This window comes from Salmonella sp. SSDFZ69, from assembly GCF_004010755.1.
Classification (GTDB): domain Bacteria; phylum Pseudomonadota; class Gammaproteobacteria; order Enterobacterales; family Enterobacteriaceae; genus Salmonella; species Salmonella enterica.
This window is the reverse complement of sequence record NZ_CP034831.1, coordinates 2,342,275-2,368,730: the sequence shown is the minus strand read 5'-3', so window position 1 is coordinate 2,368,730 and position 26,456 is coordinate 2,342,275. Positions and strand designations below refer to the sequence as shown.

The following is a 26,456-nucleotide window of genomic DNA, read 5'->3' as shown; positions in this document are numbered from 1 at the left end:
TGTTATCACCTGAACCAGCGCCAGCCGCTTATCATGACGGAGATCACGCTTTGTCGGCTCATAATGTCTTCACGGATAGCGGTATAAACATGCGCAATGACGAAGGCGATAATGAACCACATGCCCAGCCGGTGCCAGAAATGCAGCGCGAGGCTATCGTTGCCAGTCAGGCGAATCATCCAGCCAAACCATTGATACGCCCAACTGTCTGTTCCAAGTCCTTCGCCATAGAGCGCAAAGCCGCTACACACCATCAGTACGGACATCCAGAAATAGAACATTACCGCCAGTCCCGCTACCGGATTATGTCCATAGTAACGATGGGCCTCTTTTTCGAGGAAAAAATACCAGCGGATTTCGCTGATAACGCCTTTACGCCAGGCGCGACGCCAGAACGGAACCAGAAACATCTCCCTGGCGTACTCATTGCCGACACATGCCCAGTAAATACGAAACAGCAGCGCGACAGTAAAAATATACGCCGTGGTAAAATGGATCAGTCGTATCCAGCCCATCCAAAACATAAAGGTCGCTTCACCTTGAATCGATGGCAGGGGGCGGCCAATGAAATATCCTGTAACAGCCAGGACGACAATGGATAACGCTGTGATCCAGTGCCATAAACGGACCGGCGCTTCATAGATATAGTACCCCTGGCTGGTTATTTCTTTGAGATGCATTGAGACCTCCGAATCGTCGTCATCGTACCTGAACCCTGACCAGCTCCCCTCCATGATTATCAATAACATGGGTGGAGCAGGCCAGGCAGGGATCGAAGCTGTGCAGAGTACGTAAAATCTCCAATGGTTGATCGGGAACGGCGAGTTTAGTCCCCATTAACGCCGCTTCGTACGCGCCAATTTGACCTTTATCATCACGTGGCCCGGCATTCCAGGTCGTTGGTACCACACACTGATAGCTGTCGATTTTCTGATTTTCAATTTTTATCCAGTGCCCCAGCGCGCCACGCGGCGCCTCGCTGAAACCAACGCCTTTTGCCGATGTAGGCCAGGTATCGGGTTCCCAGAGCGTGACGTTTGCCGTCGCCGTATCGCCGGACTTGAGGTTACGCATCAGACGATCGAAGAAATATTGCAGCGTATTGCCTGCCCATACGGATTCCAGCGCACGCGCGGCAGTACGTCCTAATGTAGAAAAGAGCGCTTCTTTAGGCAGCTTTAATACACTCAGCAGTTGATCCACGGGCTCTTTAAATTCCGGTTTATTTTGATGATATCCAATCAGATAACGCGCCAGCGGACCTACCTCCATCGCATGTCCCTTCCAGCGCGGCGATTTAATCCATGAATATTTAGCGGACTCATCCACCTGTTCGATAAAAGTTTTTGTGCCTTTATAGTGTTCGCCCATGACCAGTTGCGGTTCGGTCAGACCATCCCAGGGATGCAGGCCCTTATCGTTATTGCCGTTACCATAGGTATACCAGGAGTGAGTGACAAACTCCTGAATCTCATCGGGGGCGGTTAAATCGACAGGATGAATTTCGTCGAAACGACCGTTAATGATAGCCCCACGCGGAAGCAGAAGATTACTGGCGGAATAATCGTTAGGGTTATCCGGAAACTCGCCATAAGCCAGCAGGTTCATGCTCGATAACCCGCCGCCGATTTTTGCCCAGTCTTTGTAATAACTGGCAATCAGCAAGACGTCCGGAAGATAAACCTGTTCGCAGAACTGGCGAGCTTTTTGGATGATGGAACTGACAAGGTTCAGGCGTTCCATATTCACTGCGCCGACCGCGCCCGTTTCGTCAAGGTTGATGGCGCAAGGAACGCCGCCCACCAGCCAGTTAGGATGCGGGTTTTTACCACCGAAAACGGTGTGAATTTTTACGATCTCTTTTTGAAAATCGAGCGCTTCAAGATAGTGGGCGACCGCCAGCAAATTGGCTTCCGGCGGAAGTTTCATCGCCGGATGTCCCCAGTAGCCATTACGGAAAGGGCCAAGTTGACCGGACTCGATAAACCGCTTCAGTCGATTTTGCAAATCGCGGAAATATCCCGGCGAGGATAGCGGCCATGCGGAAAGGCTTTGCGCGATGGCGGAGGTCTGATGCGGGTCGGCTTTCAGGGCCGCAACCACATCAACCCAGTCCAGCGCGTGCAGATGATAAAAATGCACCAGGTGATCGTGAACGTGTAGCGTAGCCTGCATCATATTACGGATACAGTTTGCGTTGTCAGGAATCGCGATTCCCAGCGCATTTTCTACGGCACGGATTGAGGTCAGAGCGTGTGTACCGGTGCAGACGCCGCAAATGCGTTCAACGAATGCCCAGGCGTCTCGCGGATCGCGACCTTTCAGGATAACCTCCAGGCCGCGCCACATGGTGCCGGTCGACACGGCGTTAGTAATAACATTATTACTGTCGATATTCACTTCGCAGCGCATATGCCCTTCGATGCGAGTAACCGGATCGACCACAATTCGCCGTCCGCTATTGTCCAGCGTAAAACCCTGAGTCTGATAAGGATATGCCATAATTATTTTTTCTCTTCCGGAGCGTTTTCTGATGACGTGTTGTTTTTATTGCGGGCATGTTTTATGGCGCTCACCGTGGCGTGAGCGATGGCGGCAGCGCCCGCGACGCCAGCAACGCCCAGTCCGATTTTATCGGCGGTAGCCTCAATGCCGGTTTGCGGAATGCCCGTTGCCCGGCTGTAAAAAGAACCGTAATCCCAGAATCCATCTTCCGAACATCCGAGGCATCCATGACCCGACTGGATAGGAAAAGACACGCCATCATTCCAGCGAACGGTTGAACAGGCGTTATAGGTGGTCGGGCCTTTACAGCCCATCTTGTACAGGCAATACCCTTTTCTGGCGCCTTCGTCATCCCACGCTTCCACAAACTGACCGGCATCGAAATGCGCGCGTCGGTAACATTTGTCATGAATTCGCTGGCCATAAAACATTTTTGGTCGTCCAAGACGATCAAGGGGAGGGATGCGATCAAATGCCAGCATATAGGTGATAACGGCGGACATCACTTCAGGTATAGGCGGGCAGCCTGGCACTTTAATAATGGGTTTATCGGTAATTAATTTGTGAACCGGCGTGGCTTTAGTTGGGTTGGGACGGGCTGCCTGCACGCAGCCCCATGATGCGCAGGACCCCCAGGCGATAATCGCTTTAGCATCCGCGCTGACGCGTTTTAACTTCTCCAGGAACGGCTCGCCAGCCAGTATGCAAAACATCCCATCTTCATTCAGCGGCGCGTTACCTTCCACGGCAACGATATAATTTCCTTTGTACTCACGCATCACATCCGCCAACGCCTGCTCGGCTTGTTGCCCTGCGGCGGCCATAATGGTGTCGTCATAATCCAGGGAAATGAGCGACAAAATGGCATCTTTTGCCAACGGGTGCGCAGAGCGAATGAAAGATTCGGTACAACAGGTACATTCAAGACCATGCAGCCATATCACTGGCGTACGCGGTTTATTCTCCAGGGCATAAGCTATTTGAGGAATCATCGAACTGCTCAGGCCTAAAGACGTTGCGGTAAGGCTGCAAAACTTGAGGAAGCTACGCCTTGTCACGCCGTGTCTACGCATAACTTGATAAAATGTATCTTGTGTTTGCATAACGTTTATCCCAAACCACTATAGTTAGTGTGGGCATCATATGTTGCATTTCTTGTCTTTCTCAACGTGTTTTAGTAGCAATTATGTTTCTAATTCGTAACAACCGATTACATGTGTGCTACTCACATTACTCAAAAACATAAATTAATTTAATGTTATTGGTGTTGTAGAGTAAATATAGCGTTGTGAAGATATCTCTTAATGTTGATAAGAAACCGTGTTTTTTATTTATAACATGGTGGGATTTTTTAAAATGGTCACACGAATAACGCGTTTCATGTTAGTTCGCTGTGTTTAACTCTCCTTTAAACCCGTCAGTTAAATTTATTAGCTTGTAAAATAAGATCACAATTAATTACGTGCCGCATAACCATTGATAGGTTTAATTTAATATATTCATCCAATCCATTTTACAAACAAGGAGAGCATGATGAAAAAAAGTAAAGCAATGTTATTTATCGCTCCGGCGCTGTTTTCATACGCCCTGGCTGCACAGGCCTGCACAACCCTTGCTATTCAGGATAAACAAGGCGATATTTTTCATGGGCGTACGCTGGAATATATGCAGGATTTACCCTCATGGTTAACGTATTACCCGGCGGGAACACAGTTTGATAAAAAAACGCCGGATGGCAGCCAGGGGATAAGCTATCAGGCGAAGTATCCGATACTGGCCATTACTTCCACCATTACTGATGGCGATAGCAGAGACATACTTGAAGGCATGAATAGCGCGGGATTGTCATTTAGTGAAAACATGATCATGAATGCGCAGTTGCCGCCATTGCCCGCGAGTGAATATAAACAGGCAATTCCTGTCACCTCGTTGGGAGAATGGGCGCTGGCCCGTTTTGCTACTGTCGGCGAGGTAAAACAGGCAATAAAAGAGGGCAAATTCTGGTCACCGGAACTGCATCGGTTTGGCGATCTGAAATCGCCATTTCATTATGCGTTTTACGACAAGAAAGGAGGAAGCATTGTCGTTGAAGTGGAAAATGGCAAATTCCATGTCTATGACAATCCCACTCGCGTGATGACAAATGGTCCCGCATTCCCCTGGCATCTGACAAATCTGAATAATTATACGCAATTAACCAATGTGGACCGCTCTTCAGGCACACTGGGCGGGATAAAAGTGATGCAGCCTGATAGCGGGATTGCTATTGCAGACTTGCCATCGTCCGATACGTCGGTTTCCCGTTTTATACGCGGCGTTTATTACACCACATATGCGCCGCAAGCGACATCTGCCCACGATGCAATGAATACGCTTGCGCATATTATGAGCCGTTTCGATCGTCCGAAAAATATTACGGTTGACTATATGGGGAGTGAAGGGGAAGGCAACGCCACCCGCAAACCGGTCTCAGAATATACGGTCTGGACAACGCTGTCTGACTTAACGCACGGTGAGATGATGGTGCGCGGCTACAATGATATCAACTATAAAACCTGGTCTCTTTCTCAGTTTAAGAACGCGACAGCGCCCGTGTTCGAGAAAATCAACGTCAAAGGATAAATAGCTCATCTCGGTTTAGTTTCCCCGGTAGTCTCGGCGAAGGTAATGGAGGCTACCGGCGGTTGCTTCTCTTTATCATGCACGGTAATTAATTATCACGATCACCAGCGCCAGGATGGTATGCTAAATCCATTCAAAATCCCCTGGATATGGATTGGAGGGCGCATGGTTATACCTGAGGTCAGGCAGGAGAGGCTCTATCAGAAGATAGCCAACCTCATCATTAAGCTGATCAATGATAATATTTTTCCACCGGGAACTTTTTTACCGCCAGAACGCGAACTGGCAAAACAGCTTGGCGTGAGCCGCGCCTCCTTGCGAGAAGCCCTTATTGTACTGGAGATCTCCGGATGGATCGTGATTCAGTCCGGTAATGGGGTTATCGTTTCAGATAAAAAACACCTTGCCAGCGACTATACCATCGAAGAAATTCTCTCTACTCGCGAGCTGGTCGATAGCCATTGTGCGCGCTTAGCCGCACAAAACGATAACGTTGACGTCATCAATCAAATAGAGGCGATTTATCATCGTATGGATCAAGCCATTAACGATAATAACGTCCACGGCTTTTACTCGCTGGATAAAGAGTTTCACCTTGCGATCTCTGAGGCCAGCCGTAACCGGGTGTTGTTCGATATGTCCCGTATGTTATGGGAACAACGGATTAATATCCCTTATGCCGGGCTCGATGAGCAGTCTGGAGACAGAAATGTTTTACTTAATCTCAACAAACAACATAAAGCGATAGTGGATGCGATGCGCCAGTCTGATGCTGACAGCGCCTATGAGGGATCTCTGGAACATTTACGCTATGTGAGAAAGATTGTCGGCGGCTAAGTTTGTCGGTAAATAACACCGCATGGCGGATATGCCATGCGGTAGAACTCGCCGTAAATCAATGGAAAACAGCATTAATCTTTAAGTAGCGCTCCGGATAGCGATCAAGTTCTTTAACTGCATCAGGGATCTCATCAAGATTGACGACCTTACTGACAATATCTTGCGGATTAATCTCCAGCGTTGACAGCATGCGTAATGCCTCATCAAATTCACCGGCACTGGTGCGGGAACCGCGTAAATCCAGTTCTTTGTAGGTGATCAGGTTCGTCGGCAGCGACGTTTCCTGTTTTGGCCATCCGGTAAACGAAATACGACCAGCAAACGATGCTAAATCAAGCGTATTTCGAATAGCGCTATTTGCGCCGGAGGCTTCTATCACGACCTGCGCCATGGTGCCGTGGGTGATATTTTTAATAGCGTCGATAACCTGATCGTCAGCGGCGTTCAGCACATAGGGAACGCCAAGCTTTTGCGCATAGCGTAACCTTTCTTCCACAATATCGATCAGAATAGGCGTTGCCTTGTAATGTCGCGCGCTTAATGCCGCCATAAGACCAATGGCCCCCGCGCCGATGATGGCAACATATTCCCCAGCCTTAACGTTTGCCCGGTGCAGCGCGTGCAGAGCGATGGTCAGCGGTTCTGCCAGCGGCGCCATTTCAGAAGGCACATTATCTGGTATTTTATGAATTAAATGTGCGGGATGAGTAACCACCTCCTGCATTGCGCCATCGACATGCACGCCAATGACGTTTAAATTTTCACAACAGTTAGTTCTGCCGACAGAGCAAGGGTAGCAGTGACCACAATAAATATAGGGGTCAACAATCACGCGGTCGCCTTTTTTAATATTGTCCGGCATTCCGGTACCTTCCTGAAGAACAATTCCGGTCACTTCATGCCCAATAATTCTTGGGTAAGTAACCAGTGGGTTCGTTCCACGAAAAGCCCCGATATCCGATCCGCAAATGCCTGCGGCATCAACCTTAATTAATACTTCATTTTCTTTCTTATGGGGATAATCCACCCAGCGGGTTTCAACTTCACCAGGCTTATTAATGAACACAGCTTTGACTTTCATTGGCTTTGAATCCTTTACTTTTTACAAACACGAAGACCAACAGGCTTGAAACGATAGCGATAGCACCAGCCAGATAGAACGCATAGTCATATTTACCGCTAAATTGAACGATAAAACCGGTGACAAGCGGACCGATAATGCCAGATATATTAGCCAGGCCATGCATGGCTCCGCCGACGCTCCCTACCTTATCTTTATGAACAACATCCTGAATAACCGCCCAATAAATTGGGCCCGTTAAATAGAGCAGGAAGAGTGAAACTGACATGAGCGTAATTGCGCTGCCGATAGTGCTAACAGTACCGGAAACGGCAACACATACCGCCGCGCCTGCCAGACATACGCCCAGAATAAGTCGACGTGAGAGCAGAGCATTACCGGTAATCCGATAAATTACATCAGAACAGACGCCGCCGAGCACCATACCAATGGCGCCGATGACCCAGGGAATTACCGTGGCGATACTAATTTCTTTAATATCGAGATGTAACGAATGGTTCAGATAACTTGGGAACCAGGTCAGGAAGAAAAAAAGAATATAGTTGTAGCTGAAAAAAGCCAGAGTTGTCGCCCATACCATTGGTTGTTTCATGTAATAGCCGAGTGAAGGCGTAGCCCGGCCATCATCAGATAAAATAACGTCCTCATGATTTTCAAAATCAATGCGTTCTTCCGGCGCCAGGCGTTTACTCATTGTTGGCTTATCGCTAACGATAAAGTACCACAGCAGTACCCAGACCAGGCCAAATAAGAAAATAATGCCAAATGCGGGGCGCCAGCCTAAGGATAACGCCAACAGGCCCACAATCGGCCCGGACACCGCGCCGCCGAGCGGGGAACCGGCGCTAAAAATTCCGATCGCCGTGGCAGACTCCTTTCGGGAAATCCAGTTATTGATGATTTTATTACCGGCAGCGCTGACCGGTCCTTCAGCCATACCGAAAAGAACGCGCACGATAAGCATTGTCCACAATCCGGTGACTAAACCAGTTAAGCCACAAAATACAGACCATAGTAACGCTGCGATGAGAAAAACCGTTTTTGGCCCAACTTTATCGCTGGCCCAGCCACCAATAAAATTAAACAGGGCGTATCCGATAAAAAATGCGCTGAAGATCATTCCCATCTCCGCGGCGTTAAATCCTAACTCCTTTTCGATCAAGGGGGCAGTTATCGACAATGCTGAACGATCCATATAGTTGAGCATGTAAACTATAAATAGAAGAAAAACGATAAGCCATCCCATTGTTTTTCTTTTCATGATTAATCCTCTTATTGTGGTCTAGCGGCCTGACCACAATATTTTAAGGTTATTTTCAAATCACCTCTCTTGTGGTTAGAACGTGATCAATATAACAAAAATTTATCGCAGAGGATTTTTATCCATCGCAAGCGTGATGGATAAAATTATTTAAAATCAGACAATTACTTAAAAATTCAATCGGGGCTATCGTTTTCCCCTAATCCACGCCCCGGTAACGTTTGACATGCGGCGTTAACGGAAGGTGGTGCTGTCTGTGGGTATTTTTCATCGGGCGTAATATAAACCTGACTCGTGGCGACATAGCCATCATTAAAAGTGGCTTCGATATAGGTAGCTTCCCAACCTGTCTTCGGTTCATTTAACGTAATACTGATCTTATTGTTGGCGGGAATATCTATTGTAAGCGGCTGATAGCGGATGCCACAGGCATAACGGAAATCACGCGCATTTGGATTGTTGGCTGTCCAGCGAACGACTTTTACCGGCGCTTCTGAGAAATAGACCGTAAGAAGATGGTGGTGAATAAGGCCGATCAACTGTGGTAATGTTTTTTTACTTTGAAACCTATTAATAAAAGGAACGAGGCTTTCTTCAGCGAACTGGTTAATTGAGTAGTGGTTCATATTAGGCACTATACGTAATGATTTTACGCCAGGAAGTTTGCTATAATAAAAGCGAGTATTGTCTGGTACGAAAAAATCATCGCCGCTTGCATTAATAATATATTTCGGTATTGCAAGGCGGGGTTGATAAATAGTGTTGAGATATCTTAGCGGATCTATTATTTGCCTTAGCTGGGTAAATGTGGGGGATTTTATTTTCTCATCTATGCCTTGCTGGTAGTAGGGGTAGAATGTAATGGGCCAATTTCCACCGTATGATTGATAAATATGCTCAAGTGAAGCATCAATATCAAGTAGATCAATGGCGAAGGGAACAATTGCTTCAACATCAGGATCGGCAATAGCTGACAACCAGGTGGTCCACCCACGCTTTGAAATACCTGTAATGATAAAGGAATTTATATTCCATTGCGTTAACTCCTTTTTTGCTAATCTCATCGCTTGCGATATGGCAGTGACCATAGGAATATTTAAAGGCATTAACTCACGTTTCTCCGGCGCTTCCATAAATAATGCCCAGCTTCGGGAAACGCTCTCGTCCTCTTTCAATGGTTTTTTATCATCCTGAAAGGTTAAATATTGGTTAGGTATATCACTCACTGATATTACGATGGTATTCGTATCACGGGCGATGCTTGCCAGTGTTTGCTGAGTAAAATCAACGGGTTTACTGGGGATTTGTACGCCTTTTTCATAATTAATTCCGTTGTTTACAACCACCAAAGCATGGTGCTCTTTTGCCGTTTCAGGGATATAAATATCAACGTTATGTCGCCATTGCGCAGGGGTTACCATGTCATCTGGCGACCAGTGTTGCGATAATAATTCATAGTGTCTGACTACCACCTGTGCTAATGGAGCTGTACTAATCAAGGTATATTTTAGCGGTGTGCCTGAAATCTGCTCCCGGTAGTCGGGGAGAACATGAGACAAATCACACTCCGGGCTGTTTCGACAAAAGAAGATGTTGTTATGAAGTAGTGTATAAACTTTTGTAGAAATAAAAAACAGTACGATAACAACGAGATATATTTTTTTCATGCTTTCCCCGCGCGTTACAAGGGCAAATGCCAACCAGCATAATTTCCATAAATACCTCTTAAACATTCAATATAAGTACAATACTTTTGATAAATAAGGGAAGAAGGGAGTAATAATGCTTGTGACGTTGTCACATTATTCTGTTTCTGGTTTCGCTATTAGCGATGAACTTTTTGAAAGGTAAATCATTGCCGTCACCAGACCAATAATGGCGACAGAGATAGCTATACCGATCCAGACGCCATACAGGGCATAACCCAGGACAAATCCGCCCAATACGGGGGATATAAAATCAGCGATTGCGATTAATGCCTGTGCCGTTCCGATGACGATACCTTGTCGGGCAGGCGATACATGGACGGACAAGGCGGCAAGATAAGTGGGTTTGGCTAGCGCATCAGCGATGCTAATACAAACGATAGCAAAAATAAGCACTGGTATGGTCGTGGCGATACCCGCAGTGAGAAATCCAGTACAAAGAAGGGCGAAGATGAGGATAATTAGCTTTCGCTCCGAAAAATATTGGCTCACCCAACCTAACAGAAATAGCTGAACGAAAATATTAATAACCCCGTCCGCCATTAACAGATAGCTTAACGCTTTTGGCCCAAAGGGAAGCCCATTCCAGATGAAGGTGTCAGAAAGAAAAACAGGTAATTGTGAAGAGTACATGCCATAGGCGAAGAAATGACAAAGCATTACGATGATTAAGACGCGAAGGACTGGCATCTTTAAAATAGCGCGGGCAGAGAACGACGCTATTTTATCTGTGGTACGTGATGTTGTGGAAGGGTCTTTTAACCCCCAAATCGCGACCAGGGCAGCCCCAAGGACAAGTATAAAGGCGGCGTAGATCGGCGCACCCAGACTGATACGCGATAGCCACCCGGAAACGCCTGCCCCGACAATACCGCCTAAACCAATGCAGCCTGTGAGGATACCGATTGCCTGACGCCGATTTCTGACGTGCGTACAATCGGCAATATAGGCTGCGGCGGCTGACAAATTTCCGGCGCTAATGCCAAAAAGCGTGCGGGCGAGCAGGATAAACAGGATACATTGCGCGTTGGCGAGTAATAGTAAACTTATCGCCGCAATAGCCAGCGTGACAATCAGTATTCGCTTGCGGCCAACGCGATCGGAAAGGTGGCCAATCAGGGGCGCCGCACAAAATTGGCTAAAAGCTTCAGTGGCGATGATGATTCCAATGATAAGCGGCGAACCGCCCATCTCGCGGATATAAAAAGGCAGTACCGACATTACAGCCGCGGTACTGGCGGCATAAAGGCCGACAAGCAGGAAAACAGGCAAAATACGCCGCTTGTTGAGCGGGGTGATAGTTTCGCTGTCGGTGTTCTCATAGACATTAGTATTCATCTTTAATCCCTATGGCAAAACGAGAGAGATAATTTTCAATATCGTTGCTCTGTTTGCCGTGAAAGAATGCGCCGACATAGCCATCGGGTCGGATCAGCACGCATTGACCCGGCGCCAGTTGATAGGACTCCCGGAAGTGCCCCAGGGTATCGATGAGCTCGTCCTGCTCGCCAATGTGATGAATACGCAGATTTCGCCGCGCATCGATGACCTTACCGTGGGTTTCGTAGGCCAACAGATTCCAGTCCGGACCTTGTAGTAACTGAAATAATCGTAATGATTGGCCGCCAGCGCCCAAAAGAGGAGCATCCGGAGCTCTTTCTCCCGCTTGTAACCCATGCTGACGTTCGGGCAACGTGTGGGCTAAGGGGGAGTTGGTATACTGGATGTCAAGTTGTTGAACGTCGCGTTCTCGTTTGATGCCACCCTGTTTTTGAGATTCAAGTAATCGGGTAGAAAGGTGGAGCAGTGATTCGGCTACCGGGCGGCGTTCCTGTTCATAGCTATCGAGAAGCTCTTCTCCTGCGCCCCGTAGCGAGGCTGCCATTTTCCATCCCAGGTTATAGGCATCCTGGATGCTGGTATTTAACCCTTGCCCACCCGTCGGCGGATGCACATGAGCAGCATCACCGGCTAAAAATACCTTACCCACACGGTAATGTTCCGCTATGCGCGCATTCATCTGGTACTTCGATACCCAGGGAATCGAATGGATGCGAACATCCGTCCGCCCGATTCGTTCAGTAAGAAAAGCAGTGAGCACGTCGGCTGAGAAATTCTGCGAGTCGTCCGGGGCCAACAACGCCTGGATTTGAAAGAGCTGCGTGCCGGCGAGAGGGCAAATCGTTATCATCCGCGCCATATCGCCATCGTTAAAATGGTGCCATACATCCCGGTTCAGACCGGAAAGTGAAGCGTCAGCCACAAGCGCATGGATTCCCAACGTACGACCGGGGAAGCTGACGCCTAATTTTTTTCTGACAAAGCTTCCGCCGCCATCCGCACCTATCAAATAATGCGCGATGATGACCTCTTCTCCAGCCGGCCCGGCAACATACGCGGTGACTGTGCGTGGGGTTTGCGCAAAATGTCGTAACTCGCAGCCGAACTCCACCCGATGTCCCCATGCTTTTAATTGCTCTCGCATAATCGTTTCTGTCACGTTCTGTGGAACCATCAATGGCAGATGGTAGGGTTCGGCGTGGGTCGGTTTTGTATGATGCGCAATATCTGAATCTACATAGCTTCCGTCGTGACGGTAGGTTCGTAGTCGGGGATAGAGCCCGCCGGCGGCGACCACTTTATTGAGTATTCCAAGATCCTCGAAGATTTCTTGCGTTCGCGGCTGAATACCTTTACCGCGGGAGCCGATAAAAGGCGTCGTTCTTTTCTCAATCAGGCGAAATGAGACCCCGTGACGCGCCAGTTCGATGGCTAAAGTAAGCCCGGTAACGCCAGCGCCGCAGATCAGTACATCTGTAGTGGTGTATCTTGTCATCGTCTCTCCGATATGTGTATTATGCACATAAGAGGAGACATGCTATGTCAGAAAATAAAAATGTGCAAGATACACATATTTCCGAGCAAATGAAGGCGCTTCACGGTGCGTTGATTCGCGTGGTGAGCGCGCTTAACCGGCCTCGTAATGATGAGAAATTAATTGCAGAGGCGGGGATACAACTCGATCGTGCGCTATTTTCGATCCTTATTAGTATCGAACGTTTAGGGCCGATTGGCGTTGTTGAGTTAGCCGAACGTGCCGGTCGTGATTATACGACGGTAAGCCGACAGGTCGCCAAACTGGAGAAGCTGGGGTTGATAATACGGCAGCATAATGCCATCGATCGTCGTATACGCGAGGCCGTTATCTCCCGTACAGGAAAGGCGATGACGGAGCGTATAGACGCTGCGCGAGAGCAAATGGGCAAAGTTGTTTTTAAAGACTGGCCTCAGGATGAACTTGATGTCTTTGTTCGGCTAATGCAAAAGTTTGCCGATGCAATGGATAGCGATGCTTCAATGCCGGAATAAGCAAAAGAAAAGGGCGGTCAAATCCGATCGTCCAGGCTAATATCGGTATCTGACATTGATTAAATAGCCAGCAAAGTAAATATAACAACAACATTTATCGAGTTAATTTTCACCCTTTGAAAGGCCAACGTATACTGCAGAATACGGCTATATAACAATCGCCGTATCAATGGTTTTTCAAAGGGTAAATATATGCTTACCGAAAAATATGATTTTCGCATTACCGATCAGATGACTATCCCACTCAGACCTCATTGGATAGCCAATGATTCATACAGGGAAAAGTGTAAAATGCTTGTCCTCAACCGGAGTAAAGGGGAAATTCATAAGGTAGACTTTAGTAAATTAACAGATTATATCAAAGAAGGTGATGTAATCTGTTTTAACGACAGTACTATAATAAACCATATGTTTATCTGTAAAACAAGACAGAATAGGTTAATTAAAATTGTTTTAGAGGGATTTTTACCAAATAATAGAGTAATTATTTCCGGACTTTTAAAAGAAAGGCTTAACGCGAATGATGTTTTCTATTTGGTTGATAACCCTGAAATTTCCATTAAGATAGAGCAAAGGTTTAGCGAGGAGAGCCAGTACCGGGCCGTTGTAGAAAATCATGAGGCCTTAATTTGCTATTTAGCCAGTCATGGTGAGCGTCTTGATGAGTATGTGGACTCCAGCTTGTTTTATAAATATCCAGATGCTTACCGTTCCGTTTTTTCTAAAAAGTATGGTTCTTTGGAAATACCTTCTGCCGGCATTCATTTTACCTGGGATCTTATCCAAAAAATCAAAGATAAAGGTGGGTTAATATCCTTCATCACTTTACATGTTGCATCAACAGAAATGTTGTCCAACAGAAAAATACAAACAAAATGTGTAGAGGAAGTGACTATCAACGAAGAATACTACGAGGTTCCGCAAGCAACAGCGGATATCATTAATACTGCGAAGCAAAATGGCGGACGTATTTTTGCCGTAGGAACTACCGTTACACGATGCCTGGAGTCCGCGTATTCGAGGGAGCACAATTGCCTCAAAGCAAGTTCTGGCTGGACTGCGCTTTATATACATCCAGGTTATCAACTGAAAGTGGTTGACTGCCTGCTAACGAACTTACATCAGCCAAAAACGACGCATATGGTGTTAACCGGTCAGTTTGCTGGGGTTGATCTACTCATGAAGGCCTATGCCTCAGAAGATATCCAGTCATGTCAGTTCGATATGTTTGGTGATTGCATGTTAATCATACAGGATGAAGGGCAGGGATGAATAAAATAAAACCGGTACACATAATGCTACCGGTTTTACCGAGAATAAGCATCAGGGGATTCGGGCAATAACCTTTATTTCAAAATCAAAGCCGGCCAGCCAGGTAACGCCAACAGCGGTCCAGTTAGGATAAGGGGGATGGGCAAATATCTCCTGTTTCACCGCCATCACGTCGTTAAGTTGTTGCTCTGGATCGGTATGGAAGGTGGTGACATCCACTATGTCATCGAATGTGCATCCTGCTGCAGTCAGTGTTGCTTTCAGGTTTTCAAAAGCAAGCCTCACTTGTTTTTGAAAATCAGGCTCGGCGTTCCGTCTGTGTGACTGCCTACCTTGTGACCACTGAAACCGGCGTTAATAACTCGCCAACTCTTATCAAGCGTGATGTAACAACCGAAGTCAGCCTTGCAGATGGTGATATTATTTTACTTGGTGGCCTTGCTGAACCGTCGGATGGATTATTCTGGCCTCTGAGGTGTCGCAGATTGCATATCGTACAGTCAGGGATTACAACCGTATTGCCAGAGGAAGCGATAAAATATGGTAAGTGATATTCTTGAATAGCGGATTTATGAACTGGTAAGAAGCCATGATGGAATTTACCTTTTTAAGAAAAAAGAACTGACACCGTCAACAGATTTGGATTCAGATCTACGGTTGGAAGATGATGAAGCACTGGCATTAATGGATGATTTTTTTACGACATTCAATGTAGATAAAGGGAATTTCTCGATCACAACATACTATCCGCCAGAACCACCGCTAAAGCATTTGCTTAATCCGTTTCGCAAAAACGATATCCCTAAGGCGCCGGAGTTCACGATAGGTATGCTCATTGCGTCTGCCAGGGCTGGTCGCTGGTTGTATGACTGATTCACGCTTGGGGGGCTGCTTTTCGCCCTCTGCTATTTTAGTGCGCATAATGTATATTATGTTAAATGAACCAGAACATTTAAAAGACATGTTAAGGTGGCTGGATTCGTGCATGTCAAAAAACTTCTGGCCCATAAGTTTGATCCCTTCCCTGCCGTGACGCTGCGCGAATTCTGTTGATTTGCACCCGCTATCCTGCACACGATTTCACGCAGCACACGCCGCGCAGGCATAAAAAAACCGGCCATTGTGACCGATTCGTCATTGTCAGTGTGTCAGTCCGGGATGAAATCGTCGCGCAGCGCATCAGCGAGCGCCCACGGCATTTCAGACGGAAAACTCTTTTCACGCGCTGCAGATAACACGGCATCGCCGTAGGACTCAACAGCCATTTCCGACAGTTCCCGTTTTAATAACGGGCTTTTTTCCAGACGACGGGCAATTTTCCTGCGCTGCGCTGACATGGGCTAAAAAATTAATGGGAACCTCATTTCATGAGGTTTGATTATTCACTGTCTGCCATTGTCTTGCATTCATACTCGCCACCTACACTGGCGGCGGTCAAACATAATTCATCGGTTATCAGTTCGTATTTTAACGTCGCGCCTGGCATGACCTGCACATGCGTAACCGTATCGCCTGGCCTGTTTGTTTTTGTAGACGACGCCGCCGAACATCCAAAAAAGTTGCGAAGAATTGGTAGCGATTTTACAAATGACATGTCTTACCTCAACCACCCGGTAAAAGTCATATATCGATAGCAGTATGTTACTCCAGATGAAACAATCGGCTCAGAAAGGGATATGTTCCAGCAGACAGGAATGTTATAAGGAGCTTCCCCCTTCGACACAAATAATGGTTGAGGACTGAGAACAGATGCAGCTGAATATGCTGGAAGCCATGAATATTTATGTCAATGTGGTAGAGCAAGGGAGCTTTATCCGCGCGGCGGAGGTGCTTGAGCTGCACCGCCCTGCTGTTACCCGCGCCGTTCAGAATCTGGAACATGATCTGGGCGTTAAGCTCCTGCATCGTACAACACGACAGGTCAGTATGACGGATGAAGGGGAAGAGTTTTACCAGCGTTGCCTGTCGCTCTTAAGCGAGCTGGACGACGTCCGGCGATTATTTTCCAGCACGCAACCGCCGAAAGGCCGCCTGCGCCTTGACGTCCCTATTACGCTCGCCCGGGCAGTCATCATTCCGGCTCTTGAAGATTTTCAGAACCGATACCCGGATATTGAGATTGTACTTGGCACGTCCGATCGCAAGATTGATTTGATTGCCGAGCGTGTGGACTGCGTCATACGACTTGGTGAGCTTAATGACTCCAGTTTTGTTGCCAGACGTCTGGGAACGGCAGCCATGGTGACCTGTGCTGCGCCATCTTATCTTGCGAAGCATGGCACGCCGCACTCTATCGATGAGCTGATGAAGTCCCACCGGGCTGTAAATTTTTTCAGTAATCATAGCCTGCAGATAATGGAGTGGAAATTCACGGTTGATGGCAGTATCGCGTCAATAAAAATTCCCTCCAGCATCCTGGTAGACAATTCAGAAGCGTTTCTTTCATGCGGGCTGGCGGGGTTGGGGGTTCTACACGGATTGCGTCCGTCTCTTGCACCCTTTATTGCCAGTGGAGAGCTGACAGAGATCCTCACTGATTTCCCACCCCCGCCAAAACCGGTTTCACTGCTTTACCCGGACCGTCGGTATCTGGCACCTAAAGTTCGCGTATTCATCGACTGGCTGTGCGAGGTTTTTGGTCCGGATGCACATCTCTGATAACGCTCTTTCGTGCATACCCGACCTGAAGATTGTTACTTTATCAGTAATTCTGTTTTAAAGATTGGATGGTTTTTCGTAACAATAAAGAGGTTTAAGATCTTCTTCAGATTAATTAACTACCACAGTCGCCTAAAAGGCTGGCTGAAAATTTGTTCGAAGGAGATCACGTCATGAAGTACAACCGTATCTGCCAGATCCTGGGTATCGAAAAACCTGTTATACAAGGCCCACTGTCCTGGCTTACCGATGCAAGACTGGTTGCAGCCGTAAGCAACGCCGGTGGTTTGGGTGTGCTTGGCCCAAATGCGGGCTTAACAGCGGAAACTGCTGTATCAACGCCTGAAGAAACAGCAGAAAAAATGCGTGAAGAAATTCGTAAAACCAAAAAACTTACCGAAAAACCATTCGGGGTGAACCTTATTCCAACCCCTGAAAACGACATCTGGACTCCGCCTATCCTACAGGTAATAAAGGAAGAGGGAGTAAAAGCTGTTGTTTATACCGGTTACGGAGACGGAGCTATTATCACTTCGCTGTTTAATGAACTAAAAGCGTCGGGTATTGCAATTATTTACCGCGATATTAATCCGACACCTGAAAATACACGTTTAGCGGAAAAAGCCGACGCCGACATTATTGTTGCAACAGGTTTTGATGAAGGTGGCACATTGCCGGGCACCGCGCTTGGCACCTTTTCGATCGTACCGCTGATTGCGGACTCGGTGAAGAGTGTTCCCGTCATGGCTGCAGGCGGGATTACCGATAGCCGTACCGCCCGTGCTGCCCATGCGCTGGGAGCAGAGGGTGTCTTTGCTGGTTCGGTGTTTATTGGGACAGAAGAAAGCCGTGTGCCGCAGTCAGTAAAGGATAAAATCATTAATGCTAACGGCCTGGATTTGCTGCTTTTCCGTACCCTGCCAGATTACTACCGCTCACTTCCTGGCAAGCTGGCTGACAAGCTCGTGTCGATGGATAAAGCTGGTGCAAGCAATGAAGAACTGGCCCAGACGATGGGAGGTTTACGCGGGTTGCGTATCGGCATGCTGGAAGGTAATACAGATGAAGGATACATTGCGCTGGGCACGGGCATCGGAAATATCCGCAGCATCAAGAGCGTAGCTGAGGTCGTGAACGAGCTGGCCATTTGTTAAGGGCAGTACTGACTGCAAAAACAATCGAACTTTGCGAAACGGCCTGGCGCGCAGCGGCCCTCTGACACAAGATGTGGTAGTGTTTTCAGACATTGAAAGGCCATAGGATGTATTCCTCCCCTACCCTGTGACTACCGGCTCACCACCGGACAAGCCGCTGTGCTTATCAGCAAAGCCGAAATGATTGTTTGAGTAACTTTACGACAATTGCTTCAAAAACTGACTTCCGCTACCAGACGGTATACACAGTATGACTATTTCTTTTTATATGCCCCATACAAAAGCGATACGGGTGTTTTTTCTAATATCTGGATTTCATTTTTATGTGCTTTATGTTCACTAAAAATATCTGCCAGACTTTTACCTCCAAAGGCCAGGCCAATTCCCGTTGCTGCTGCTGAAAGTAATGTCAATTGCGGCATGGCAAGTGAAGCTATACCTAACGTGGCTGTTCCTGCAAAAATTAATCCAGATGAGATCTTTTTTTTCTTTGAATTCTTAATGGCTGATTCATGCGACTTTCCATACTCTTCGACCACATTGATTAAATGTTTTGAAAAATTATTTGCCGCATCTTGCATTTGATCTGGTGTTTTTCCTTGCAAGTCATGCCTTGAGATTCTTAGTTCATGCCTTAAGGATTCCAGTTGACCTCTTTCTCTAATCTTTTTTAATTCCAGATCGGAAAGCGCAGTAAGGAATTTTACTTCCGCGGCTGAAAGGCCCATTGTAATCGCTTGCTCTTCAGAAGAAAGAGGATTTAATTTACCATAATCCTTGACTAACTGCTCCGTAGTCCATTCATGTAAAAACATATGGTTACTATAAATAACCGGATCAATGCCTAATAGTGTTGCCGATAATTGAGTTGATCGTTGTGCATAAATTGCACCTTCAACCTTACCCAGTAAGGTTGCTATAGCTGACGGCAGATCGTAATCCAGAAGATCTACCTCTCTTGTGGTAAAACTCTTTAAATCTGTATCGTAAACCCAGACTTCTTTTTCGATGTTATTGAAATTATTCAGCAATGTTTTTAATAATTCTTTATTTGTTAGGATCTTCTGGAATGTTTCTTCATTTCTCCCAAAGTGCTCAAGAAACGCTAAATAAGTAGCGTAATCCATTTTTCTATCTTTAAAAAAGAGCTGGCTTAGAAAAGCGGCAGATTGTTCATGATTGCGTTCTTTATCAAAATCCAGTAATTCAGGAACGATTAGAAAAATTGGATAATCATCATCAATAGTCATAAATGGGATGGCGCGAAATAGATTGGAAACATGTTCAAGTAATACCAACCTGCGCATGCGGACATAACTATTATCTGGTGGCAATGACAAAAATGAATGCAGAGAGCTAAGAGAAGGAAAATGTAATGGATCAACCATTATGATGCTATCAAAATAAATTCCAAGAGATCTAAGATGATTAGATATGTTATAACCAAAGCGTTGAATCGGAAGTAATAATCGATAACTTTTAGACGCCCGAACTTCTGTTATAAGCGCCGCGGCGTGAGTATCCCAAAATTTATTTAGCAACACAATTAGGTTTGTAAGTTGATTATCTAACTCGGGAGAGCTAATTAGCTCTTTCAGGATGAATCTACGTAATTCTTTTAGTTTTAAATTTCTGAATGCATATTTATATTTTTCAGAAAAAGCGTCTTCCATCAATAAAACATATTCATTCTGTATGCTTTTTGTAATACTACTCATCATCTATCTCCGAACCACCACGCAACGATTTCCCAGTGTAGTGGTTCTTATCATGTGTATATTGTTAGTCATGTTATCGTAGAAAATTCAGTGGTCAATAACTCATTGAGGTAGCTACTAAAATTTGCAGTTACCAGGATTTAGGATGATTTTAAAAATGTTTATAAATTCAGGCTGCGCCGCAGTGATTGCACTGATTTCTACGTAACATGATAATCAATGGCTTTGATACCCTTTAAACGAACAAATATGAGCTTAACATGGCGACAATAAAGGATGTTGCATCCATGGCCGGTGTATCAACCGCGACTGTATCACGTGTCATTAACCAGACCGCGTGGGTTGAACCCGTCACGCGCGAACGTGTAGAGAAAGCCATGCGCGATCTCAATTATCGCCGAAATGCCGCCGCTATCGCGCTGGCGAAACGTAGCGGCGATATGCTCGGATTGTTAACCGGCAATCTGGCAGATCCTTTTTTTGCCCGCCTTGCTCGCGGCGTAGAAGATGTTTCTCGTAAGCAGCAGTATCGCTTGATGGTATGTAGCGGCGGCCACGACGAAGAAATGGAAAAAGCGGGACTGGATTTTCTGGTTAATCAAGGCTGTGAGGCTATTGTTGTACACGCCAGCCGATTACCGGATAAAGAGCTGCTGCGCTACGCAGCCCACTTTCCAGCGCTGGTTGTTGTTAATCGTTATATCGCCGGTATGGCCAACCGGTGTATCTGGCTGGAAAATCGCAGCGCCGCCAGGGAAGCGACCCGATATCTCCTGGCGAACGGGCATCGGCGCATTGCCTGTGTGACATCTGACTTGCCAATTATTGATCGTCAGGAACGCCTTGATGGTTACCGTCAGGCGCTGGAAGAATATGGTATTTCTCCAGACCCTCGCTGGGTGATTAGCGTTCCGTTTAACGAAGAAGGCGGCGAGCGGGCCGCGCATCAACTTATTAATAGCGGGCTTCCCCTTACGGCAGCGGTCACGTTTAACGATGTGATGGCCGCTGGCATTATGCGTATTCTTCATCAACGCGGCGTTCAGCTTCCGCAACAGCTCTCTATTGTCGGCTTTGATGATGTGGTGCTGGCCCGGTATCTTTATCCGGCGTTAACAACAATGCATTATCCGGTCGAACAAATGGCGCGTTGTGCCGCGCAACTGGCGATACAGTTATACCAGGGCATTACGCCGCCGCCCAGCAGCAATCATTTCAATGCCGAACTGGTGATCCGCGATTCTGTCGCGCCCTATTTTTCACGATGAATGCGTCGTCAACAGTAAAAACTGTGATGACTATCAAATTAACCCTTCTCATGTAATCGGTTACATGGACGAAAGTAATGGATCACAGTAGTGAGAAGCGTATCCCCCTACCCTTGAGCTACCTTACTGACCGGAGCTCCATTATGAGTGCATCACAAAACAAGAAGAAAACGCTGTCATTGGGTTTAGCGCTAATCCCAGTCATCTCCATGTTGTTATTGTTGATTATCGGTTACGGCATCATGGGGCTACGTATCGAACCGCTCCTTCTGTGCTCTGCGGCGGTAGCGGCAGGCATTGCATGGTGGCAAGGATACTGTTGGGAAGACATCATCAACTCAGTGGTGGATAAGCTGGCTAAAGCAATGCCGGTTATCATGATCCTGATCTGCGTGGGTGGTTTGATTGGCACCTGGATGTTTAGTGGCACCATTCCCTACATGGTGTACTGGGGGCTAAAACTCATAAGCCCGGAATATATTTTGATTGCAGCCTTCTTTTTAACCAGCGTGGTCTCCGTCTGTACCGGTACATCGTGGGGATCCGCCGGGACGGTTGGCGTTGCGTTAATGGGGGTTGCCGCCGGGCTGGACGTGTCTCTTGCAGCAGCAGCTGGCGCCGTCGTTTCTGGCGCTTATTTCGGCGACAAAATCTCACCGTTGTCCGACTCGACTAACTTTGCCGCGATTGTCGCAGACACTACTCTGTTTGAGCATATTCAGCATTTACTTTGGACGACCCTGCCAAGTTTCCTGCTTGCCGCCGTGGTTTATCTTATCGCCGGACACAGTAATATGCTGGGCGAGGTGGCCACGCCGCAGCGCGTTACGGACATCATCCACTCGCTGGAGTCGCTATACCATTTTAATATTGTTCTTATTTTGCCGCCGGTGATCGTACTGTGGGGCGCAATTCGCAAGAAGCCTGTCATCCCATTAATGTTAAGCGCCTGCGTACTTGCCTTATTCCTTGGCGTCATCATGCAGGGACTGAGCATCAAACAGGGACTGGACGCTTTCATTGATGGATTTGATATCGCCATGTTCCCACAAGGCGCAGAAGGTGTCGTGGCCGATGTTCCACGCCTGCTAAACCGGGGCGGAATGTTCTCGATGATGGGAACAATACTGTTAGTTTTCTGCGCTTTTTCATTTGCCGGAGCGCTAACGTTAACCGGCGCGTTAACGATCATCATTAACCGACTGCTGACCATTATTCATAGCGTTGGTCAACTCATTGCCGCCACTATCGGCACCACAATTTTGGTCACAGGAGCGACCAGCGACGGTAAACTGGCATTGTTAGTTCCCGCCGAACTGTTTAAAGATGCCTATCGTCGTATGGGGCTGGATACTAAAAACCTTTCACGGACGATAGAAGATGCCGGTACCGTTATCGAACCTCTCCTGCCGTGGACCTCGGCTGGCGTCTACATGGCAACCACGCTGGGCGTTAGCACGCTTGATCTTCTGCCCTGGGCTATCCAATGCTATGCGGCAATCTTCTTCGCATTAATTTATGGTTTTAGCGGAATTGGTATTGCCAGAACTGCCTCCGCCTCAGAAAAGTCGCCGCAATCGTCAGTGACGGAATAATAAGGAAACAAGATGGATTTTAACCAGATTATCAATCGCAACAATACTGGTTCGGTAAAGTGGGATTTTATTGAGCGTCACTTTGGCGATGGCGCAGGGAAACTGCTGCCGATGTGGGTTTCTGATTTCGATTTTGCCTGCCCGCCTGAGGTTCAGGCGGCATTGCATCAGCGAATCGAGCATGGCGTATTTGGCTATAGTGAACGTGATGAGGCCTATTTTAACGCCCTGCTTCACTGGTTTTCGTCACGCCACCAGCTCACGTTAAAACAGGAATGGGTATGCAGCGTGGAAGGCGTCGTACCAGGGTTGGCGCTCTTAGTGCAAATGTTGACGCATCCAGGCGACGGCGTAGTGGTACAGGGACCATACTATGGCTCCTTCGCCAAAATAATCACGCTTAATGGTAGAAAACTGCTGGAGAATCCCCTTAGCGAGTCGCCGGACGACGGCTACCAGATGGATTTTTGCCAACTGGAAAGGCTGTTTCGCCATGAGCGCCCTCCGCTGATGATTTTGTGTAATCCACATAATCCAACCGGGCGTTGCTGGTCGGCCAACGAGCTGGAGCAACTGCTTTTATTATGTGAAGCTTATGATGTCACTCTCATCTCGGATGAAATATGGGCCGATCTATTGCTGCCCGGCGAAACCTTTACCTCGGTACTGCATTTAGGGGAGCGCTGGCATAAACGGGTCATCTCCGCCACTGCGGCCAGCAAAACGTTTGGCTTATCGTCGTTGCGAATTTCTAATTTTCTCATTCCCGATCCTACGCTTCGCCAGCGATTCCTGTCTCGTCTGGACGCTCATGGGCTGGACGTCTTTAACGCCCTCTCCGTTCAGGCGGCGACTATCGCATGGAATGAAAGCAGACAGTGGCTGGATTCGCTACTGGATTACCTGGCGGAAAACCGCCGCTGGTTTGTTGAACAGGCGACAGAGCACCTTCCCTGGGCAAGAATTGTCCCGGCGCAGGGAACCTATTTATTATGGATGGATTGTAAAAAACTGGGACTGGATGACGAACAGCTAAAATGGGTAATGGCGGATGTCGCGGGTATTGCTCCTTCAATGGGCAGCGGCTTTGGCCCGGCGGGCTGCGGATTTATCCGTTTAAATCTGGGATGTCCACGTACCTACCTTGAAATGGCAATAGACGGCCTGAAGCGAATATCGGTGAAGACAATCAAAGGAATACCAACAGGCGGATGAATTTTTCGGGCGGTAAACTGACAACGGTGTTATTTCTGCGACATGATATCGCCTGAGCGCCAGTAAAAAAACCGGCCATCAAGGCCGGTTGGGTCCGGAGCGCGGTTTTACTATCAGGGGCGTCTGAATAACACGATACTGCGCCCGGCCAGATCGAAATCCATTTCTTCGGTAATCCGCATTCCCTGCTGCGCGTTATCGGCAGTCGTCAGTTCAAGTACCCAGCCGCCTTCTCCCCACATCGGAATACGGAACGGTACGCTGCCTTCAAACGGATTGAAAAGCAGTAAGGCGTCATGCCAGATCCCCGCTTCCGGCTGGAGATCGGGACGACTAATGCATACGCCTATGGTCGATCCCTCATCCCATTGTTCGGATTGCTGCGCCCCTCCGCCGGCGTTAAACCAGCGGATCTCCAGACCGTCACGCCAGCTCTCCCGGCGCAGCAACGGTTGCGTGGCGCGCAGTTGAATCAGATGACGGGTAAACTCTCGTAGCGCATTGGCGGTTTCCGGCAAATTATCCCAGTGGACCCACGATATTTCACTGTCCTGACAGTAGCCATTATTATTGCCCATCTGACTGCGGCCAAACTCATCGCCCGCTAATAACATCGGCGTGCCGTGCGAGAAAAGCAAGGTGGTCAGGAAATTGCGTTTCTGTTGCTCGCGTATCGCATTGATGCCCTCGTCGTCGGTTGGCCCTTCTGCGCCATAGTTACAGGAGCGGTTATCATTATGCCCGTCATTATTATCTTCGCCATTGGCTTCATTATGTTTGTCGTTATAAGACACCAGATCGTTCAGCGTGAAGCCGTCATGGGCAGTAATAAAGTTAACGCTTGACCAGGGGCGACGGCCGCGCAAATCATAGAGATCGCCGGAACCCAGCAGGCGTGCGGCGAAATCATTTGTGACGTTGTCACCTTTCCAGTATTCGCGTACCGTATCGCGGTATTTATCATTCCATTCGCCCCACCCTGGTGGAAAGCCGCCAACCTGATAGCCGCCCGGTCCGATATCCCAGGGTTCGCCAATCAGTTTCAGTTTTGCCAGCACCGGGTCTTGCGTTACCGCATCAAAAAAACCGCCTCTCTGATCAAAGCCTTCCGGCTCACGACCAAGAATGGTGCCCAAATCAAAACGAAAGCCGTCGACATGCATTGACTCCGCCCAATAGCGAAGGGAATCCATCACCATTTGCAGTACCCGTGGATGAGAGGTATTGACGGTATTACCTGTCCCTGTATCGTTAATGTAATAGCGATGCTGATCGGGCATGGTGCGATAGTAAGAGAAGTTATCGATACCTTTAAATGACAGCGTGGGACCAAGTTCATTCCCTTCTGCCGTATGGTTATAGACCACATCCAGTATCACTTCGATGCCGGCATCATGGAAAGCGCGCACCATATCGCGGAATCCCTGAATACCTTTTGGACCATAGTAGCGCGTCGCCGGCGCAAAAAAGCCCAGCGAGTTGTATCCCCAGAAATTTTTCAGTCCTTTATCGAGCAGATGCTGATCGTCCGGGAACCAGTGAACGGGTAAAAGCTCGACGGAGGTAATACCCAGACTTTTAATGTAATCCACGCTGGCTTTATGCCCCATGCCCTCAAACGTACCGCGTAGAGGCTCAGGGATCGCGGAATTAAGCTGGGTAAAGCCTTTTACATGCGTTTCATAAATAATGGCGTTCGACCACGGTATGGAAGGCCGTTGTCTATCCTCCCAATTCGCCTCAGCCGGATCAATCACCCGGCATTTAGGCGTAAATGGCGCGCTATCCTGGTCATCAAAGGTCAAATCTTTATCGTCATGAAGTAATTGATACGCGAAATGCGCATCGTTCCACTGAATATCGCCCACCAGCTCACGGGCATAAGGGTCAATAAGCAGCTTGTTGGGGTTAAAACGATGACCATTTTCCGGGTCATAAGGACCGTAAACGCGGTACCCATACAGCGCGCCGGGCTGCAACTTCGGGACATAGCCGTGCCATATTTCGTCGGTATATTCCGGTAACTCCAGACGAGCGATTTCATGCTCCCCGCTCGGATCGTAAAGGCAAAGCTCGACGCGTTCCGCATGGGCGGAAAAAATAGCGAAATTCACACCTTCGCCGTCATAATTTGCGCCAAGCGTATGGTTGTATCCTGATCTGATTTCAAAAGCCCTGTTTGTTGTCATTCT

21 protein-coding genes and 3 pseudogenes are annotated in these 26,456 nt (G+C 47.7%); 12 read left to right on the top strand and 12 right to left on the bottom strand.

All coding sequences use genetic code 11. The features are described 5' to 3' along the window. Positions 1–5: 5 nt before the first annotated feature. The 3 genes from cybH to EOS98_RS11740 are packed head-to-tail and all read right to left on the bottom strand — an operon-like array spanning position 6 to position 3,608. Positions 6–749 (bottom strand): Ni/Fe-hydrogenase, b-type cytochrome subunit, encoded by a 744-nt coding sequence (cybH, locus tag EOS98_RS11750; RefSeq protein WP_000924456.1) that lies wholly within the window; start codon positions 747–749, stop codon positions 6–8. Next, positions 700–2,502, bottom strand: coding sequence for a nickel-dependent hydrogenase large subunit (locus tag EOS98_RS11745; protein WP_000331200.1), 1,803 nt, complete (start codon positions 2,500–2,502; stop codon positions 700–702). Before EOS98_RS11745 ends, cybH begins: the two co-directional genes overlap by 50 nt. Positions 2,503–2,504: 2 nt before the next feature. Then, positions 2,505–3,608, bottom strand: a complete 1,104-nt coding sequence (locus EOS98_RS11740; protein WP_001194448.1) for a hydrogenase small subunit — start codon at positions 3,606–3,608, stop codon at positions 2,505–2,507. 427 nt (positions 3,609–4,035) lie between these two features. Between EOS98_RS11740 and EOS98_RS11735 the strand changes: the two genes are divergently transcribed. After that, the gene (locus tag EOS98_RS11735; protein WP_000976500.1) at positions 4,036–5,127 is read left to right on the top strand and encodes a choloylglycine hydrolase family protein; all 1,092 of its coding nucleotides are present in this window, start codon (positions 4,036–4,038) and stop codon (positions 5,125–5,127) included. Between the two features lie 45 nt (positions 5,128–5,172). Continuing rightward, the gene (locus tag EOS98_RS11730) at positions 5,173–5,964 is read left to right on the top strand and encodes a FadR/GntR family transcriptional regulator (RefSeq protein WP_000388417.1); all 792 of its coding nucleotides are present in this window, start codon (positions 5,173–5,175) and stop codon (positions 5,962–5,964) included. Positions 5,965–6,022: 58 nt separating this feature from the next. Here EOS98_RS11730 and EOS98_RS11725 read toward each other — a convergent pair whose 3' ends face one another. The 5 genes from EOS98_RS11725 to EOS98_RS11705 all read right to left on the bottom strand — a co-directional run bounded on the left by EOS98_RS11725 (position 6,023) and on the right by EOS98_RS11705 (position 12,851). Beyond that, entirely contained in the window at positions 6,023–7,048 is a 1,026-nt protein-coding gene (locus EOS98_RS11725) for a zinc-binding alcohol dehydrogenase family protein (protein ID WP_023216425.1), read from the bottom strand. After that, positions 7,023–8,309 (bottom strand): MFS transporter, encoded by a 1,287-nt coding sequence (locus tag EOS98_RS11720; protein ID WP_000824240.1) that lies wholly within the window; start codon positions 8,307–8,309, stop codon positions 7,023–7,025. The genes EOS98_RS11725 and EOS98_RS11720 overlap by 26 nt, the downstream gene beginning before the upstream one ends. 176 nt (positions 8,310–8,485) lie before the next feature. Further along, positions 8,486–10,042: a PhoPQ-activated pathogenicity-related family protein gene (locus tag EOS98_RS11715; protein WP_076932805.1), complete on the bottom strand. Its 1,557-nt coding sequence runs from the start codon at positions 10,040–10,042 to the stop codon at positions 8,486–8,488. Between the two features lie 69 nt (positions 10,043–10,111). After that, complete coding sequence (locus tag EOS98_RS11710; protein ID WP_126524103.1) at positions 10,112–11,353, bottom strand: MFS transporter; 1,242 nt, start codon at positions 11,351–11,353, stop codon at positions 10,112–10,114. Next, positions 11,343–12,851, bottom strand: a complete 1,509-nt coding sequence (locus tag EOS98_RS11705; RefSeq protein ID WP_001644426.1) for an FAD-dependent oxidoreductase — start codon at positions 12,849–12,851, stop codon at positions 11,343–11,345. Before EOS98_RS11705 ends, EOS98_RS11710 begins: the two co-directional genes overlap by 11 nt. A 44-nt stretch (positions 12,852–12,895) precedes the next feature. Here EOS98_RS11705 and EOS98_RS11700 point away from each other — a divergent pair, with 44 nt between their 5' ends. Next, the gene (locus EOS98_RS11700; protein ID WP_001293634.1) at positions 12,896–13,384 is read left to right on the top strand and encodes a MarR family winged helix-turn-helix transcriptional regulator; all 489 of its coding nucleotides are present in this window, start codon (positions 12,896–12,898) and stop codon (positions 13,382–13,384) included. Between the two features lie 192 nt (positions 13,385–13,576). Next, a complete protein-coding gene (locus EOS98_RS11695; RefSeq protein WP_001728244.1) occupies positions 13,577–14,656 on the top strand; it encodes an S-adenosylmethionine:tRNA ribosyltransferase-isomerase in 1,080 nt (359 codons plus the stop codon). Positions 14,657–14,707: 51 nt separating this feature from the next. Here EOS98_RS11695 and EOS98_RS11690 read toward each other — a convergent pair. Then, positions 14,708–15,003: pseudogene (locus EOS98_RS11690) on the bottom strand (RidA family protein); the annotation flags it as partial. Between EOS98_RS11690 and EOS98_RS25120 the strand changes: the two are divergent. From EOS98_RS25120 to EOS98_RS11680, 3 genes and pseudogenes are all read left to right on the top strand, one after another. Then, positions 14,992–15,111, top strand: a pseudogene (locus tag EOS98_RS25120) (type II and III secretion system); the annotation flags it as partial. The pseudogenes EOS98_RS11690 and EOS98_RS25120 sit on opposite strands and share 12 nt — an antisense overlap. Continuing rightward, positions 15,105–15,203: pseudogene (locus EOS98_RS25115) on the top strand (STM2901 family protein); the annotation flags it as partial. The pseudogenes EOS98_RS25120 and EOS98_RS25115, both read left to right, overlap by 7 nt. A gap of 20 nt (positions 15,204–15,223) precedes the next feature. Then, positions 15,224–15,529, top strand: a complete 306-nt coding sequence (locus tag EOS98_RS11680) for a DUF1493 family protein (protein WP_225872853.1) — start codon at positions 15,224–15,226, stop codon at positions 15,527–15,529. Positions 15,530–15,804: 275 nt separating this feature from the next. Here the strand turns inward: EOS98_RS11680 and EOS98_RS11665 are convergent, their stop codons facing one another. Continuing rightward, positions 15,805–15,993 carry a DUF29 family protein gene (locus EOS98_RS11665; RefSeq protein ID WP_023202468.1) on the bottom strand — a complete coding sequence of 63 codons (189 nt, stop codon included), beginning with the start codon at positions 15,991–15,993 and terminating at the stop codon, positions 15,805–15,807. Between the two features lie 412 nt (positions 15,994–16,405). On the opposite strand from EOS98_RS11665, the gene EOS98_RS11655 reads away from it, so the two are divergent. Beyond that, positions 16,406–17,314 carry a LysR family transcriptional regulator gene (locus tag EOS98_RS11655; protein ID WP_127821169.1) on the top strand — a complete coding sequence of 303 codons (909 nt, stop codon included), beginning with the start codon at positions 16,406–16,408 and terminating at the stop codon, positions 17,312–17,314. A gap of 173 nt (positions 17,315–17,487) precedes the next feature. Beyond that, positions 17,488–18,468 carry an NAD(P)H-dependent flavin oxidoreductase gene (locus EOS98_RS11650; RefSeq protein WP_126524105.1) on the top strand — a complete coding sequence of 327 codons (981 nt, stop codon included), beginning with the start codon at positions 17,488–17,490 and terminating at the stop codon, positions 18,466–18,468. 254 nt (positions 18,469–18,722) lie between these two features. On the opposite strand, the gene EOS98_RS11645 is transcribed toward EOS98_RS11650, so the two are convergent. Next, complete coding sequence (locus tag EOS98_RS11645; RefSeq protein WP_126524106.1) at positions 18,723–20,189, bottom strand: hypothetical protein; 1,467 nt, start codon at positions 20,187–20,189, stop codon at positions 18,723–18,725. A 257-nt stretch (positions 20,190–20,446) separates the two neighbouring features. Between EOS98_RS11645 and EOS98_RS11640 the strand changes: the two genes are divergently transcribed. The 3 genes from EOS98_RS11640 (at position 20,447) to EOS98_RS11630 (ending at position 24,264) form a co-directional block, all read left to right on the top strand. Further along, positions 20,447–21,454 carry a LacI family DNA-binding transcriptional regulator gene (locus EOS98_RS11640; RefSeq protein ID WP_000201082.1) on the top strand — a complete coding sequence of 336 codons (1,008 nt, stop codon included), beginning with the start codon at positions 20,447–20,449 and terminating at the stop codon, positions 21,452–21,454. A 143-nt stretch (positions 21,455–21,597) separates the two neighbouring features. After that, positions 21,598–23,049: a Na+/H+ antiporter NhaC gene (gene nhaC, locus EOS98_RS11635; protein WP_001276631.1), complete on the top strand. Its 1,452-nt coding sequence runs from the start codon at positions 21,598–21,600 to the stop codon at positions 23,047–23,049. 12 nt (positions 23,050–23,061) lie between these two features. After that, positions 23,062–24,264 carry a MalY/PatB family protein gene (locus tag EOS98_RS11630; protein WP_058821041.1) on the top strand — a complete coding sequence of 401 codons (1,203 nt, stop codon included), beginning with the start codon at positions 23,062–23,064 and terminating at the stop codon, positions 24,262–24,264. 113 nt (positions 24,265–24,377) lie between these two features. On the opposite strand, the gene glgX is transcribed toward EOS98_RS11630, so the two are convergent. Further along, a complete protein-coding gene (gene glgX / locus EOS98_RS11625) occupies positions 24,378–26,453 on the bottom strand; it encodes a glycogen debranching protein GlgX (RefSeq protein ID WP_000210582.1) in 2,076 nt (691 codons plus the stop codon). Positions 26,454–26,456 lie beyond the last annotated feature (3 nt).

Bases quoted from the DNA above. Each gene is read 5' to 3' on its own strand.
- EOS98_RS11700 (WP_001293634.1), top strand. From the start codon at position 12,896: ATGTCAGAAAATAAAAATGTGCAAGATACACATATTTCCGAGCAAATG.
- EOS98_RS11645 (WP_126524106.1), bottom strand. From the start codon at position 20,189: ATGATGAGTAGTATTACAAAAAGCATACAGAATGAATATGTTTTATTG.
- nhaC (WP_001276631.1), top strand. From the start codon at position 21,598: ATGAGTGCATCACAAAACAAGAAGAAAACGCTGTCATTGGGTTTAGCG.
- EOS98_RS11720 (WP_000824240.1), bottom strand. From the start codon at position 8,309: ATGAAAAGAAAAACAATGGGATGGCTTATCGTTTTTCTTCTATTTATA.
- EOS98_RS11740 (WP_001194448.1), bottom strand. From the start codon at position 3,608: ATGCAAACACAAGATACATTTTATCAAGTTATGCGTAGACACGGCGTG.
- EOS98_RS11705 (WP_001644426.1), bottom strand. From the start codon at position 12,851: ATGACAAGATACACCACTACAGATGTACTGATCTGCGGCGCTGGCGTT.
- cybH (WP_000924456.1), bottom strand. From the start codon at position 749: ATGTTATTGATAATCATGGAGGGGAGCTGGTCAGGGTTCAGGTACGAT.
- EOS98_RS11650 (WP_126524105.1), top strand. From the start codon at position 17,488: ATGAAGTACAACCGTATCTGCCAGATCCTGGGTATCGAAAAACCTGTT.
- EOS98_RS11640 (WP_000201082.1), top strand. From the start codon at position 20,447: ATGGCGACAATAAAGGATGTTGCATCCATGGCCGGTGTATCAACCGCG.
- EOS98_RS11735 (WP_000976500.1), top strand. From the start codon at position 4,036: ATGATGAAAAAAAGTAAAGCAATGTTATTTATCGCTCCGGCGCTGTTT.
- EOS98_RS11745 (WP_000331200.1), bottom strand. From the start codon at position 2,502: ATGGCATATCCTTATCAGACTCAGGGTTTTACGCTGGACAATAGCGGA.
- EOS98_RS11665 (WP_023202468.1), bottom strand. From the start codon at position 15,993: ATGTCAGCGCAGCGCAGGAAAATTGCCCGTCGTCTGGAAAAAAGCCCG.
- EOS98_RS11725 (WP_023216425.1), bottom strand. From the start codon at position 7,048: ATGAAAGTCAAAGCTGTGTTCATTAATAAGCCTGGTGAAGTTGAAACC.
- glgX (WP_000210582.1), bottom strand. From the start codon at position 26,453: ATGACAACAAACAGGGCTTTTGAAATCAGATCAGGATACAACCATACG.
- EOS98_RS11710 (WP_126524103.1), bottom strand. From the start codon at position 11,353: ATGAATACTAATGTCTATGAGAACACCGACAGCGAAACTATCACCCCG.
- EOS98_RS11695 (WP_001728244.1), top strand. From the start codon at position 13,577: ATGCTTACCGAAAAATATGATTTTCGCATTACCGATCAGATGACTATC.
- EOS98_RS11715 (WP_076932805.1), bottom strand. From the start codon at position 10,042: ATGTTTAAGAGGTATTTATGGAAATTATGCTGGTTGGCATTTGCCCTT.
- EOS98_RS11655 (WP_127821169.1), top strand. From the start codon at position 16,406: ATGCAGCTGAATATGCTGGAAGCCATGAATATTTATGTCAATGTGGTA.
- EOS98_RS11630 (WP_058821041.1), top strand. From the start codon at position 23,062: ATGGATTTTAACCAGATTATCAATCGCAACAATACTGGTTCGGTAAAG.
- EOS98_RS11730 (WP_000388417.1), top strand. From the start codon at position 5,173: ATGGAGGCTACCGGCGGTTGCTTCTCTTTATCATGCACGGTAATTAAT.